The 13,832-nt window shown below is 63.1% G+C and carries 12 protein-coding genes; 5 read left to right on the forward strand and 7 right to left on the reverse strand.

The genetic code is table 11. From position 1 onward, the window contains the following. Positions 1-89: 89 nt before the first annotated feature. Both GPT33_RS05480 and GPT33_RS05485 read right to left on the reverse strand, forming a co-directional pair. The gene (locus GPT33_RS05480; RefSeq protein ID WP_296806315.1) at positions 90-506 is read right to left on the reverse strand and encodes a DUF1622 domain-containing protein; all 417 of its coding nucleotides are present in this window, start codon (positions 504-506) and stop codon (positions 90-92) included. Further along, positions 503-1,540, reverse strand: a complete 1,038-nt coding sequence (locus GPT33_RS05485) for a folate-binding protein (RefSeq protein ID WP_296806316.1) — start codon at positions 1,538-1,540, stop codon at positions 503-505. The genes GPT33_RS05480 and GPT33_RS05485 overlap by 4 nt, the downstream gene beginning before the upstream one ends. A 146-nt stretch (positions 1,541-1,686) precedes the next feature. Here GPT33_RS05485 and GPT33_RS05490 point away from each other — a divergent pair, with 146 nt between their 5' ends. After that, positions 1,687-3,510, forward strand: a complete 1,824-nt coding sequence (locus GPT33_RS05490; RefSeq protein WP_296806317.1) for an RNB domain-containing ribonuclease — start codon at positions 1,687-1,689, stop codon at positions 3,508-3,510. A 125-nt stretch (positions 3,511-3,635) separates the two neighbouring features. Here the strand turns inward: GPT33_RS05490 and GPT33_RS05495 are convergent, their stop codons facing one another. Then, entirely contained in the window at positions 3,636-4,163 is a 528-nt protein-coding gene (locus GPT33_RS05495) for a DUF882 domain-containing protein (RefSeq protein WP_296806318.1), read from the reverse strand. 610 nt (positions 4,164-4,773) lie between these two features. On the opposite strand from GPT33_RS05495, the gene GPT33_RS05500 reads away from it, so the two are divergent. Next, positions 4,774-5,457 (forward strand): lytic transglycosylase domain-containing protein, encoded by a 684-nt coding sequence (locus GPT33_RS05500; RefSeq protein WP_296806319.1) that lies wholly within the window; start codon positions 4,774-4,776, stop codon positions 5,455-5,457. A gap of 53 nt (positions 5,458-5,510) precedes the next feature. Here the strand turns inward: GPT33_RS05500 and GPT33_RS05505 are convergent, their stop codons facing one another. Next, positions 5,511-5,729: a hypothetical protein gene (locus GPT33_RS05505; RefSeq protein ID WP_296806320.1), complete on the reverse strand. Its 219-nt coding sequence runs from the start codon at positions 5,727-5,729 to the stop codon at positions 5,511-5,513. A 415-nt stretch (positions 5,730-6,144) separates the two neighbouring features. On the opposite strand from GPT33_RS05505, the gene sat reads away from it, so the two are divergent. Together sat and GPT33_RS05515 are read left to right on the forward strand one after the other, a co-directional pair. Continuing rightward, complete coding sequence (gene sat / locus GPT33_RS05510; protein WP_296806321.1) at positions 6,145-7,332, forward strand: sulfate adenylyltransferase; 1,188 nt, start codon at positions 6,145-6,147, stop codon at positions 7,330-7,332. Between the two features lie 157 nt (positions 7,333-7,489). Continuing rightward, positions 7,490-9,211, forward strand: a complete 1,722-nt coding sequence (locus GPT33_RS05515; RefSeq protein WP_296806322.1) for a hypothetical protein — start codon at positions 7,490-7,492, stop codon at positions 9,209-9,211. Between the two features lie 130 nt (positions 9,212-9,341). Here the strand turns inward: GPT33_RS05515 and GPT33_RS05520 are convergent, their stop codons facing one another. From GPT33_RS05520 to GPT33_RS05530, 3 genes are read right to left on the reverse strand one after another with little or no spacing between them, the layout of a single operon-like run. Continuing rightward, a complete protein-coding gene (locus GPT33_RS05520; RefSeq protein WP_296806323.1) occupies positions 9,342-10,349 on the reverse strand; it encodes a lysylphosphatidylglycerol synthase transmembrane domain-containing protein in 1,008 nt (335 codons plus the stop codon). Next, positions 10,346-11,650, reverse strand: coding sequence for an FAD-dependent oxidoreductase (locus GPT33_RS05525; RefSeq protein WP_296806324.1), 1,305 nt, complete (start codon positions 11,648-11,650; stop codon positions 10,346-10,348). The genes GPT33_RS05520 and GPT33_RS05525 overlap by 4 nt, the downstream gene beginning before the upstream one ends. 3 nt (positions 11,651-11,653) lie before the next feature. Then, positions 11,654-12,508 carry a pentapeptide repeat-containing protein gene (locus tag GPT33_RS05530; protein ID WP_296806325.1) on the reverse strand — a complete coding sequence of 285 codons (855 nt, stop codon included), beginning with the start codon at positions 12,506-12,508 and terminating at the stop codon, positions 11,654-11,656. A gap of 545 nt (positions 12,509-13,053) precedes the next feature. Between GPT33_RS05530 and GPT33_RS05535 the strand changes: the two genes are divergently transcribed. Then, on the forward strand, positions 13,054-13,832 hold a 779-nt coding region (locus tag GPT33_RS05535; protein ID WP_296806326.1), incomplete at its 3' end, for an aminotransferase class I/II-fold pyridoxal phosphate-dependent enzyme.

Here is a 13,832-nt window from a genome sequence, read left to right on the forward strand (position 1 = left end):
ATCCTCCAAACCGCCGCATTGCCGGATTTCGGTCTCTTGCAATTGGCGCGGGTCGGATGGGTTTCGCTGCGCTCTACCCATCCTACGTTCTACGTTAACGAACGACCGCTGTGCTCTTCCTGCATCTCGCGCATCAGGAAATAGTTCAGCGCCGTGCGGATGACCACGATGGCGCCGAGCTTGCCGATCTGATCCCAACTCGGCGCAACTGCGGTGGACAGGATGTCGGCACCGACCTGGAACTCGAGCGCCAACGCCAGGTAGCGCGCCAACGTGAGCCGGATCGGGTTGTAGTCCCTGATGCCGGATGAGAACAGGGCGCGGATGAACTGGTAGATCGCGACGAGGACGCCGATGCCGATGATCAGCGCGCCCATGGCCTCCACACCTAGCTTGAGCCATAAGACCGCCGTCAGCACCCACTCCTCGATGCCGAGCGTAGCCGGATCGGGAAGCCAGATGCCCGAACCGGTCGACTCCGAGAGACTGTCGAGGCTCTCGCTCATTCCTCGACCGGGAACCCGTAGGGCGGCGCCTCAAGCCGCACCGGCGGCCCGTCTTCGCTGAGTCTGACCTCGCCTGCTTCGGCCGCCTTGATCTCCACGACGGCGAGCAGCGCATAGCGCCCGGTGTCGATCGGGCTGGCCGCGACGACCGTTCCGCTGCCTTGTTGCGAGGTACTGTCGGGTGAGAAGAGCGCGTCGCCGGGTTGCGGCGGCGTCGCGCTCTCGACCTCGCCGATGTACATGCGGCGTTTGAGCTTGCCGAGATACTGCATCCGGGCCACGACCTCCTGGCCGGTGTAGCAGCCCTTGTGGAAGCTGACGCCGTCGACGAGCTGCATGTTGGCCATCTGGGGAACGAAGGTGTCTGCTGTTGCGTTGTAGACGCTCGGGATGCCGGCGCGGATGTCGAGGAGCGTCCAAGCGTCGGTGTTTTCCGGAGTGGCTTGCGCTCGCAGTGCGTTCCAATGCGCGCGAAGCGGCTCGGGCGGGCCGATGATCTCGATGCGCGGCGTCGGGCCCGGCAGGCGAATCACGGCGATCTCGTCGGCGACGGCGAGGCCGTTCTCGGACTCGGGCACCGGGAGGCCGCAGGCGCTCACGGCACCGGCGGCGCAGTCGCCGGCAATCGCGATGCGGACCAGGTCGTCGCCTGCATCCTCGATGCTCACCCGACTGCGCAGCACGAACATCCGCAGCCGCTTCAGGAGATCCGGGACGCGCTCCGCCGGCAGTTGGAGAAAAAAGGTGTCGCCGACCCGCATCACCAGGAAGTTGGCCAACATGCGCCCCTTCTGGCTGCAGTGACTGCTCCACTGCACATGGCTCTGTGAGAGCTCGCGCAGATCGTTGCTGAGCTGGCCCTGGAGGAAGCCGAACGCGTCCTCGCCCCCTACGGCGAGGAGTCCGAGATGCGAGAGATCGAAAAGGCGACAGCCCTCGGCGGCGTCCGGACCGGAGTCGGGGAAGCGGGGGAGGCCGTCCTCGCCGAACCGAGCGGAGCTTGCGGTAAGATGGTCTCGCCAAACTGGATGCATGCTGATTTTCCTCGGGCTGGGTTCCGTGAGGCCGCACGATGCTGCGTCGAGAGGCGGCCGGTTCCGGTATCATAACCAACAGGTGCCGCGAAAACCGCGCTCGAGAGGGATCGATCGCGCAATGGTGTAGGGGAGATCACAGCAGCTTGTCGACATATCAATGTAGTCCGCCGGTCAACAGCCTGGTGCTTTATAAGGTTCGCCCCGCGCGCGTGGTCAGCGTGGGGGAGAAGATCGAGATTGAGCTCGACGGCGGGCACAAACGTGTTCGACCCAAGGATGTCGCGCTGTTGCATCCAGGTCCACTGCATCGTCTCGCCGATCTTGCGCCCCAGCAGGGCGAGCTGCATGCGGCTTGGGAGTTGCTGGAGGGGTCGGAGACGAACCTTAAGGATCTCGCCGAGCTGGCGTTCGATGCCTTCACGCCGGCGACCGCTTGGGCAGCCTGGCAGTTGGTTTCCGAGGGCCTGACCTTCAGCGGTACCCCGGAGCAGATCCAGGCGCGGCCCCGCGAGGCCGTCGAGCGGGATCGTGCGGAACGCAAGGCCAAGGCGGCGGAGGAGCGCGATTGGCAAACATTCCTCGAGCGCATGGCCGCGGCTGCGCCGGCCCCCGAGGATCGCGATCGACTCGGCGAGATCGAGCGCTTGGCGCACGGGCAGTCCGAGCACAGTCGTATCCTCGCCGCACTGGGTCATCAGCAAACCCCCGAGAACGCCCATCGCGCACTGGTACAGGTCGGATATTGGCGCGCCAGCCACAATCCGTATCCGGCGCGCTGCGCGGTCGCGACCCGAGATCCCGACTTGCCGGTCCCCGCCCTGGTCGAGGAGGATCGGCTCGACCTGACGCACCTTGCGGCCTACGCCATCGACGATGAAGGCAATCAGGACCCGGACGACGCCATCAGCGTCGACGGCGATCGGCTCTGGGTCCATGTGGCGGACGTCGCCGCGCTGATCAATGCCGAGTCCGAGATCGAGCGCGAGGCGAGGGCGCGCGGGGCGAACCTCTATCTCCCCGAGGGCGTGGTCAACATGTTGCCCGCGAACGTTACGGATCAGCTCGGGCTCGGGTTACAGCCGATCTCCCCGGCGCTCTCCTTCGGCATGCTCTGCAACGCTCATGGCGAGATCGAGGACATTCGCGTCCACCGCACCTGGGTGCGGGTCGAGCGCCTGAGCTACGACTGGGTCGAGGAGCGCCTCGGGGAAGGCCCCTTTGCGGCGATTAGCGCATTGGTCGAGCCCTTCCGCGCCCGTCGTCATGCCGATGGCGCGACCGGCCTCGACCTCCCCGAGGTGAGCATCCGGGTGGACGAGGGTCGAGTGCGGATTCGTCCGCTCCTTCGGCTCGGCAGCCGCGCCATGGTGACGGATGCCATGCTGATGGCCGGTGTGGCCGCGGGGCGGTTTTGTCTGGAGCGCGGGATCCCGATCCCCTACGCGAGTCAGGCGCTTCCGGACGGACTGGATACCGCCACCGATCTCGCATCCATGTACGCGCGGCGCCGCCGCTTCAAGCCAACCCGGCTGACGGGTACGCCGGATCTGCACGCCGGACTCGGACTCCCGATCTATACCAGGGCAACGAGTCCGCTTCGCCGTTATTCGGATCTTTTGGTGCATCAGCAAATCCGGGCCGAGCTGATCGGGGGGGGCGGTCTGTCGGAAGAGGAGGTCACCGCGCGCGTTGCGCAGGCTGAGCTTGCCGCGGCGTCCGTTCGACGCGGAGAGCGGCTTTCCAATCAGCACTGGAAACACGTCTTCCTGCGCGAGAATCAGGAGTGGCGAGGCGAGGGAGTTGTCGTCGATCTCGACGAGCGGCGGACGACGTTGCTGATCCCGGAGTTGGCGCTCGAGGCGCGGGTGCGCACGCGCGATGCACCGGCGTTGAACGATCGAGTGCGAATCACGGTCACGGAAGTGGACGTTCCCGGGCTCACGTCGGGATTTCGTGTTCTTGGATGATTTTTACCTCGGGGCTGATCGGTTACCCGGGGAAAAGCGGTGACGGTCGGGTTCGAAGGACCAGACATTGTGCTGTCCGCGAACGGCGATTCGCAGCTCGCGGACAGCACAAGGGTCGGCCCCTGTCAGGCGCCCCAGCGCCGGACGGTACCTGTATCGAGGTGGACGAAGTCGGATCGACGATAATAGCCGACACCGCCACGCCCGAGCGCGATGGCCGCGTCTCGGATGGATCGGGTCGGAAGGTCGGGGAAGCGAACATCGATGGCCTGGCCGGTCAGGTGCAGGCTATTTTTTGCGACGCCGCCGGAGGTCTCCCGGAGCATCTTGTTCGTGCGCGGCGAGCGGTATCCGCTGAGGACGTCGAAGCGGGCGTCGACATCGCCGAGGTGGATCTTGACGTCGTAAAGGAGATCGAGCAGTTGCGGATCGATCGCGACTTGATCGCCGGTGCGGAAATCACGGAAGAAGTGATTGACCTCATGCAGCGCGCTGCGCTGGTAGCGATCCCCGACGCGGTAGGTGACCGCAATGCGCTCGTCGGTATGGAGATGGCGGAATGCGAGAACGCGTGGACGTTCAGCCGGTTTTTTTGCAAAAGCAGGTGCGGCGACAGCAGACAAGGCAACGCCTAGAAAATAACGTCGATTCATGTTCCCCCCGGTACATTGGACGTTCTAGCCTGTAGGCAAGGCGAGAGTATAGGAAGTGATCGCGGAAAAGCAATCAAAATTTTCCATCGGATCGGCTCGTTGCATCGCTTAAACTTCTGCAAAAGATAACAATGATAAGAGACTGTTGAAAATGTTTATTTTTTTATGAGTTGACAGATTACCTGATTCGGCATGAAAGCCGTCTTTTGAACGGATTCGCGGTCTCTTCGAGCTCTGTTTCAGGCCCGGTCCATCGATTCTCCGGGCTCGTGTGCATTGGCCTTTAATTGGTCTATGCTCATGCTGCGAAGTCCGATTTCGGGTGCAGCGATACTGCGAATCGCGGGTGCGCTCTTCTGCCGTCGAGCAGGACAGGGCTGACGTGCACAGCCATCCTGCACTAGGATTAGCCCGGTCTGGCTGGAGGGCAGGGCGTGCCGATCGGGCCGAGACCGTTGCTTCGTCACCAGGGGTTGTCCCTGTGTGCGTCGCGATGTTCGCGCAGATCGGATCAAATCGGGCCGTAGGGACTTCCGAGGTAGGCGCGGTCGGTCCGCCGCAGGCAGCCTAGACGGCGTGCTGTCATGTCCGGCTATTCGAGGGGGGGAAGATGCGAGGACACTTGGTGACCTTTTTGGCCGTTCTGGCCTGCTGCGCGGCAAGCGCCGCTCAGGCCGATGTTTACAAGTATGTCGATGCCGCGGGAAAGGTGTACTTCACCGACGCCCCGATGAAGGGCAGTCAATATCGGCTCGAGTGGCAACGCGCGTCGAAAAAGCTGGTTCGCGAGAATCAGGCTAAATCGGCCGGAATCGAACAACGCAAGACGCCGTTGAAAAAAGCTGCGCCGATTACCGGTTCGCTTGCGACGCGCCGCGCGGCATACGAGACGCTGATCGCTGCGAACGCCCGTCGCTACGGTCTATCGCCCGCGTTGATTCACGCCGTCGTGCGGGCCGAGTCGGCCTACAACCCTACGGCGGTGTCGCGTGCCGGTGCGCAAGGGCTGATGCAGTTGATGCCCGGAACCGCGGCCCGCTACGGCGTGACGGACAGCTTCAATCCGGTCGAAAATATTCGCGGCGGGACGGCCTATTTGCGCGATCTGATGGACATGTTCGATTGGGACCTCGAACTGGCTCTGGCCGGCTACAACGCGGGCGAGGGGGCCGTGATCAAGCACGGGCGCAAGATTCCGCCTTACGCGGAGACACAGTCTTACGTGCGCAAGGTGCGTCAGTTTCTCTGGGCGGAGAAGGACGTCGGCACGGGAGTGGTCATGTCGGTGCGCTGATGTGCGGGGGAGTTTGCCGGGTGCATGCCCGAGATGGCCTCCGGCGCTCCAGGCTAGTCCTCCCCGATGACGCGATTGTCGCGCGGGGTCGAGAGCAGCTTCTCCGCTTCGCCTTGTTGGCGTGCGAAGACGAGTCGGTACTGGATGTCGCTCCCGGCACCTTCCTCCTCGCGGCGGCGACGCACCAATGCGCGGGCGTCTTGATAGCGTTCGATGGTGTCGACGTATTCCAGTTGCAGCGGCGGTGAGATCTTGTAAACGAAGTAGGGCATGGTCGGGATATCCTTCGCGGCGTCAGTGTTCCGAGTTCCGGTCAATTGCTCGAGGCGGAAGATGGGCCCGCCCGCGCGGGGCGCAAGTCTAGCGTACTCGACGCCTCCCGGGGTCGCCATGAGAACGCGATGACGCCAAGTGAAATTGTTCGTTGCATAAAGATCCTCTGGGCAAGGGGTTTCAAGGTCCGTGGTATGGTTTTAACCTAGATCCGGCAGTTGAACAGGGGTCGTCGCGGCCATCACCCGGCAGATGAGCCATCGGATGAACGCGATCGTCAATGCCTTCAGCTTCCCTTGCCCGAACCCCGATGTCACGCCCGACAAGAACGCATTTCCCTCAGCCGTCTCATCGTCCTCCTCGGTCGAGCATCGACAGGCGCGCGATGGGCCCCACCACGAGAGGCAGCAGAAGATGATCAAACCCGTCGGTTCCGAGGCTTTGAAGCCCTTGTTCGTCTACGACCCGGATTCCCATCATGCCTTGATGCGCGAGGCCGAGACCCTGCCATCCGTCATCATCAGCTCTCAGGCGGCCGCCAATGCCGTGATGTTGGGTGGCGGGTACTTCACGCCGCTGCCCGGCTTCATGAACGTCGCCGACGCCATCGGCGTAGCGGAGGGGATGCGGACCACCGACGGGCTCTTCTTCCCGGTCCCGATCCTCTGCTTGCTCGAGAGCGCCAACGGGATCGACGGTGCCAAGCGGATCGCCTTGCGCGACCCCAATGTCGAGGGCAATCCGGTGCTTGCCGTCATGGATGTCGAGACGATCGAGCAGGTGACCGACGCCCAGATGGCGTTGATGACCGAGAAGGTCTACCGCACGGCGGACCCGGAGCACCCCGGTGTCCAGACGTTCAACAGCCAGGGCCGGTTTGCGGTCTCGGGTCCGATTCAGGTCCTGCATTTTTCGTATTTCCAGGACGATTTCCCGGATACCTTCCGTACCGCGGTGGAGATCCGCAACGAGATCGCCGAGCGTGGCTGGAAGCGCGTTGTCGCCTTCCAGACCCGCAATCCCATGCACCTCGCCCATGAGGAGCTGTGTCATATGGCCATGAAGCGGCTCGACTGCGACGGCCTGGTGATCCACATGCTGCTTGGCAAGCTCAAGCCCGGCGATATCCCGGCCCCGGTGCGGGACGCGGCGATTCGCAAGATGGTCGAGCTCTATTTCGCGCCCAACAGCGCCATGGTGACGGGCTACGGCTTCGACATGCTTTACGCCGGGCCACGCGAGGCGGTGCTGCATGCCTATTTCAGGCAAAACATGGGTGCGACCCACTTCATCATCGGCCGCGATCATGCCGGTGTCGGTGATTATTACGGTGCCTTCGATGCCCAGACGATCTTTGACGAAGAGGTTCCGGACGACGCCTTGCAGATCGAAATTTTCAAGGCAGACCATACTGCTTACTCGAAAAAGCTAAACCGGGTTGTTATGATGTGCGAGGCCCCGGATCACAGCAAGGAAGACTTCGTGCTGCTCTCCGGCACGAAGGTCCGCGAGATGCTCGGCAACGGGATCGCCCCGCCGCCCGAGTTCTCCCGACCCGAGGTCGCTCAAATCCTGATGGATTACTATCGCTCGCTCGACTGAGCTGCGTTCTCGGCGCTCCGCGTTGCCCGCAGGTTGCTCGTGTCCTCGCGCGGACAACGCACTTGGGCGCCGACAGGGTTCAGGCGGCGGGTTTTTCTAAAGACGACGAGACGGTGTCGACGCAGGGGTGGTCGATTCCTGCGAGACCGAGAGACCAATGTCCACCAATCTTCCGCATGAGATAGGATCCCTCGATTCGATGTCGAGGCGCGAGTCCGTACTGACACTTGTCTTGCTGACCCTCGCGACGCTCGGGATCGGGCTGCTCTTCGCGCTCGATCCGCGCTGGGGCTACGACGAGGCGTGGCACCTCTATCTGAGCACTGTCTCGCCCTGGACCAAGGCGCTGGAGGAGGGCCTGGTCGACGCCCACCCGCCGCTGCATCATCTCCTGCTCATGCCGATGGCCCAGTTCGGCCCGGATCCCTTCTGGTTCCGGCTGCCTTCGATCTTGGCTGCCGTTGCGACCGTTCCGCTCTGGTATCTGTTGCTGCGGCGTCTGCGTGTTGTCCCGGAGATGGCGTTGCTCGGGGTGGTCTTGCTGATCACGAGCTTCGCCTTCCTCGAGCTTGCGGTCTCGGTGCGCTCCTACAGCTTCGGACTGCTGTTCTTGGTCATCGGACTGCTCGCGGCGACGACGCTCGTCCCGCGGACCGCCTCGGGTGCGATCGGTCCCGGGTCCACGCCTAATCCGCAGCCGCTGACGACCGCGTTGGGGCTCGCCATCGCGTTCGCCTTCATCTACTCGGCGCTCTTCGTCACCCTCGGCTTAATTCTGGGCTTGGCGCTGATGTGGGCGGTTCGGGCCGGACGCCGCTTTGCACGGCCGCTTGCGTGGCTGCGGACTTGGCGCTTCCGGGATTGGACCGCGTTTGTTGTTCTGGTGATCGGCGCCCTCTCGGTGCTGCTGTGGTTTGCACTCGGGTACGGACGCGGACGCGGGGCCGTGGCGCCGATGCATCTGGAGTCCTTCACGCTGTGCGAAGGCGATTCGATCTTCCAATTTGCCTGGTGCGGTCTGGTCGGCAACGCCGGCTGGCTGACCCCGCAGTTTTCGGCGACGGATCTGGGGCAGGCAGTCGCGGTCGCCTTGTTCTGGGCGGCTGCCGCCCTGGTGCTGGCGGTCGGGCTCTGGCGGCGGCAAAGCGCGCGGGTTCTAATGGTTCTGGCGACCGTGATCGCGACCGCATTGGTGTTTGCGGCAGGGGTCGCAGGCGCTTATCCGTTCGGCGGACTGATGCGACATCAATCGATGTTGTTGCCGCTGTATCTGGTGATCATCGTCTTGATGCTCGATCTCGTCTGGTCGCGTCTGCACTCTCGTCGCCTGCAGCAGGTGTTTAGCCTTGCGGTTGTCGCGTTTGCCTTGTTCGGGCTCTTCCGTGCCCACGCGACCGACCCCGTCGGCGAGGCCCACACCGGGGGGATGCGTCCCGAGATTGCGGCCGCGTTCGCGTGCGATTCGGGGCAGCAGGCCGTCTACATCGAGGGACGCGCATTCTATCCGCTCTATGCCGCTGCCTATGCCAAGGGGATCGCATTCCGCACGACCCTGACCGAGCGAGACGGCGTGCCCGTCGAGGTGCCCTACGGAACGGGTTGGTTCAACGGCTTGATCCATCCGCGGGATTGGGACGTCTTTACGATGAAGGACGATTGCGGATCGGAGCGCATTCTCATCCGAGACCGCCGGCGTTGGGTGTTGCCCGAGGGACCCGAGACGCGGCTCGAGTCGCAACTGGAGGCATTGAAGACAGCACTCGGGGTTGGGTCCGTACAGTTGATCCGTCTTCCTCCCGAACCGGAGGAGGGTGCGCCCGAGACCGATGGGAGCTCGGCGGACGAGCCACACACGGCGCGCTGCCCGATTCGCCGATAGGTGGTTTCCGAGAGAGGAAATACCGGCCTGTCTGTGCAAATTTATTCGCACGCACAGCCCTTTAGGTCTTCCGGACATGCGCAGTCGGGATGCTTAAGCTCCGGAAATCACCTTGTCTTCGGAAATCACCCTAGGCGATCTCCGAATCCTCGCTCAGCGATGCCGCCTCCCGCCGGATCTGACGATACGAATAATGCCGCGAGACAAAGTAGATGGCGCCCGTCAAGGTCACCGGCACCCAGTGGCCGACAAGGAAGAGGATGCTGGCGGCGAGTGCGACCTCTTGGCTGATGCCGAATGGCGTCAAAGCGAAGACGAAGGCGGCCTGAACGGGCCCTACGAATCCGGGCACGCTCGGCAGCGATACGGCCGCTGCGGTGACCCCAACCACCAACATCGCGACGCCGGGGGGTACGGACACACCGTAGCTCGCAAGACTCAGCCACACCAAGGCCGCTGCGACATACCAGCGCAACAGTGACTGCAGGAACAACGCAAAGCCCGTCGAGGCTGTCGCAAGTGCCCCCAATCCGCGCGACAACTCGGTGAGGTAGGTCTGCCCCCGCTCCGCGACAAGGGTGGGAAGGGACGGACTCAAACGTTTCCAGAGACCCAGCGAGAGGTTCGGGAAGCGTCCGAGCAGCACCAGTACCGTCAACAGCGACAGGATCCCGGCGAGCGCGACGGCGAGACCATAGCTCCAGCCGGGCGGGAGCTCTCCGACCAGGAGTGCGCCCGTGACGAAGACAAGCAGGATCCCCACCAGATCGAGCGCCCGCTCGACCACCAGCGTCATCAGGACACCGCTGCGCGAGCATCCCGATTCCTTCGCAAAGATGACGGTGCGGATCAGCTCGCCGATGCGCAGCGGAAGCAGATTGTTCCCGGCGAAGCCGATCATCATCGAGGGCGCGACCTGCCGCACCGAGAAGTGACCGAATGGCCTGAGGATCAGCGTCCAACGCAGCGCATTGTTGAAGAAAAAGAACGCCAGCAGGATCAGAAACGGCGGGATCACCCAGAGCTCGCCTTCGAGCAGCGTGCTGCGCAGCGTGCTCAGGTCGACGCCACTCAGTGCATAGACGAGCAGCCCGACCGTAACAAGGATCGGGAGCAGCAGTGCGAGGAGCCGTTTCATGCGTCGGGCCGTCCTTCGGCCATGGTCTCGGGCATCGATTCCGGATAGAGACGACGCACGGTCGCCAGCGCGGATTCCAGATCCTCGTCGACCTCGATATGACGGAACTCGGCGTTGCGGCCGACCGAATGGAGGTTCTCGTACCGGCCCAGAACGGTCTCCGCACGCGTCTTCACGGCCTCGAATCCGCGGTCGTAGACCGGATAGCCGAAGCCCTCGGGCAGGACCAGCACATCGTCCACCGCAGCCCGGTCGATCAAGCGATAACGCTCCAGCGCGCTCAGCACATCCTCGACCGGCCGATCGGTCTCGGCGGTCACCTCGGCGCAGAGCACCGTGTTGTCGACCCGCGCCTCCGGATCGTGGAAGTTGCGGAACTCGGCCATCCGGTTGATCACGACATCGCCGTCGCCGAAATAGACCCACTGATAGGGCATCACACGCGGCTGCTTTACATGCAGATAGACCAGCTCGATGCCGCGATACCTGAGCTTGAATTCCTCCCCGAGCATCCGCCCGAGCAGTGTCGCGGGTAGGGTGCTGAAGACACGGTCGCACTCGAAGCGGTGCGGCTCGCCGTGCCGGCGGTATTGGATCGCCGTCACCCGATTTTCGGTGCGTTCGAGCCCCGTCACCTTGGATTCGAGCATCACCTCGCCGCGGATGTGCGCATGCATGGCGTCGGCAATCTGTCCGTAACCGCCATCGGCCGGGTAATGGAAGGTGCTGAAGAAGGTCTTGGAGCTGCGGCGGATAGTGTCGAGGAGTCCGGACGAGCGCAGTTTCTCGCGTCCCCAGGTCACCGAGATCTCGCTGGGCGGGACGCCGAACATCTTTTTCGTATAGGGCTCGAAAAAGAAATCGTAAAGTCCTCTCCCATAGCGATTTAAAGCCAGCGCCTCGAAGGAGTCTTCGGGGAGCTTCGGACGTGCGAGAAAACCCAGGATCAAGCTGGCGGCGGTTTTTGGATCGAACTTCAGGATCAGCTCGATCGGATTGATCGGGTCCGCAATCACCTTGTCCTTCATCAGGATGCGGCTGTTGCGGCGATGCTCGCGCAGCGGCACCAACGACTCGATCATCTCCACGAGCGTGCGATCCTGCGTGTAGAGCCGATGGGGTGCGATATCGCAGGGCACGCCGTGCCAGTCGAAGGTGCGCGCCAGTCCGCCGATCCGATCGGTAGACTCGAAGAGCGTGACCCGCTTACCCATCCGTGAGAGCAGCCAGCCCAGACTCAGCCCGGAGATCCCGGCACCGAGGATGGCAATCCGTTCCTCACGACTTCCTTCTTTAACCATAATTTACCTAAGATTTTTCTTGTAAGACGGATAGACGGCGTTGCGCGCCTTGGAAAAATTCGCGAACTCCATCGTGACGCTTGCGAGCTCGACGCCCGAGAAATCCGTGTTGGTGACGTCGGCGCGGCGCAGGATAGCCCCTCCGAGCACGGCGTTGGTCAGGTCGACGTCCGTCAGGTTGGCGTTGCGGAAATTGGTCTCTTGGGCCGACACGCTGCGCAGCTTGGATCCACGCAGATCGGCGCCCTCGAAGTTGGCCAGGTTGATGACCGTGAAGCCGCCGGGCAGGGCACTGGTCAGGTCGGCCTCGTGCATGCTTGCGCCCGCGAGATTGGCGTCGTTGAGATGACAGTCGCGAAGGTCGGCACCACAGAGATTGGCCTCGCGCAGATTGGCGCGGATAAAGAGCGCCTTGGGTGCGACCACGTGACAGAGATTGCTGCCCTGAAAGTCGGTGCCGCGCATGTCCGCATGCCCGAGGTTGGCGCCTTGCAGATTGGCGCGCCGAACATCCGCATGGCGCAGGTCGGCGCGCTCGAGCGTGGCATGAGACAGGTTTGCGCTGTTGAGGGTTGCTGCGCGCGAGGGCCGCTCCGCGCCCAAATGGGCCTGCGTGAGATCGGCGGAGCTGAGATCGGCGTCGGTCAGGTCGGTCGCGACCAGGACGGCATCGACCAGCCGTGCACCACTGAGCAGCGCGCCGACGAGGTCGCTCGACTCCAGGTTCGCGCCGGTCAGATCGGCGTTGCGCAAGTCGGCTCCGTTCAGTTGCATGTCGCGCAGGTCCGCGCCCGCAAGGGTGTCCGCGTCGATCCGTTCAAGAACCTGCCCAGTCTCGCGATGCTTGATCTCGACCATCTTGTCCATCCTCCGCCGTTGTTGTGTTTTTTTGTGACCGAATCGTCCCGGCCGACCCCTTAAACCGCGTCCAGAGCGACATGCGTCATTTTCATTTTGCGTTTAAACCGCGTCCAGAGCGGCATGCGTTACTTTCATGTTGTGTCGGGCTCAAGGATTTTTCCGACCTTTTTGGAGAGGCGGTTTAAAATTTAATATTTTTAATACTTTAAACCACGCCGACTCCAGCGTTCGTCAAAACCGCCGGGGCCGATCCCATCCAAAAGCATCGCATACCGCACAGGGCGCAGTTTAAATCTAACAGAAGCCGCTGAATCGCGGGATGACATTGATCGACAGCTTCGGACCTGATGGATACCATCGGCGGGCATTACGCTGACCGCGGCAGGGCGTGCGGGATTTGCGCCGCGTCGATCCTGATGTCCGAATCCGCGCGACGGCATGGCGAAGGATTCAACAACGCAACGACAACAACGATTTCACGCAAGCGCAAGGCGCTCCTCACCAGGGCGGCCATCGCAACGACACCACCATCAGGAGCGACCATGAAGATCGAGACCCTCGCGATTCACGCCGGTTTTGCGCCCGACCCGACCACCAAGGCGGTGGCGACGCCGATCTATCAGACCACCAGCTACGCCTTCGACGATACCCAGCATGGCGCCGATCTGTTCGACCTGAAGGTCGCCGGCAACATTTACACCCGCATCATGAATCCCACCAGCGACGTGCTCGAGCAACGCGTCGCCGCGATGGAAGGCGGGGTCGGGGCCTTGGCGCTCGCCTCGGGCATGGCCGCGGTGACCGACGCCATCTTCACCATCGCCCAGGCCGGGGACAACATCGTTGCGGTCTCGACCCTCTACGGCGGGAGCTACAACCTCTTCGCGCACACCTTGCCCAGACTCGGGATCCAGGTGCGCTTCGCCGCGCCCAACGACATCGAGGGCATGGATGCACTGATCGACGAGAAGACCAAGGCGGTCTTCTGCGAATCCATCGGCAATCCCGCCGGGAATGTGGCGGACCTACGCGCGATCTCGGACATGGCCCATGCCCGGGGCGTGCCGGTCATCGTCGACAACACGGTGCCCACCCCCTATCTGTGCCGCCCATTCGAGCACGGGTGCGACATCGTCGTCCACGCTGCAACCAAATATATGGGCGGACACGGGACCACGATCGGCGGGGTCCTGGTCGACTCGGGCAAATTCCCCTGGGCCGAGCACGCGAGCCGTTTTCCAATGCTCAACGAGCCGGATGTCTCCTATCACGGCGTGGTCTACACCGAGGCCCTGGGTGCTGCGGCCTACATCGCCCGCGC

The sequence above is a fragment of the Thiocapsa sp. genome (assembly GCF_011390875.1).
In the GTDB taxonomy this organism is placed as follows: domain Bacteria; phylum Pseudomonadota; class Gammaproteobacteria; order Chromatiales; family Chromatiaceae; genus Thiocapsa.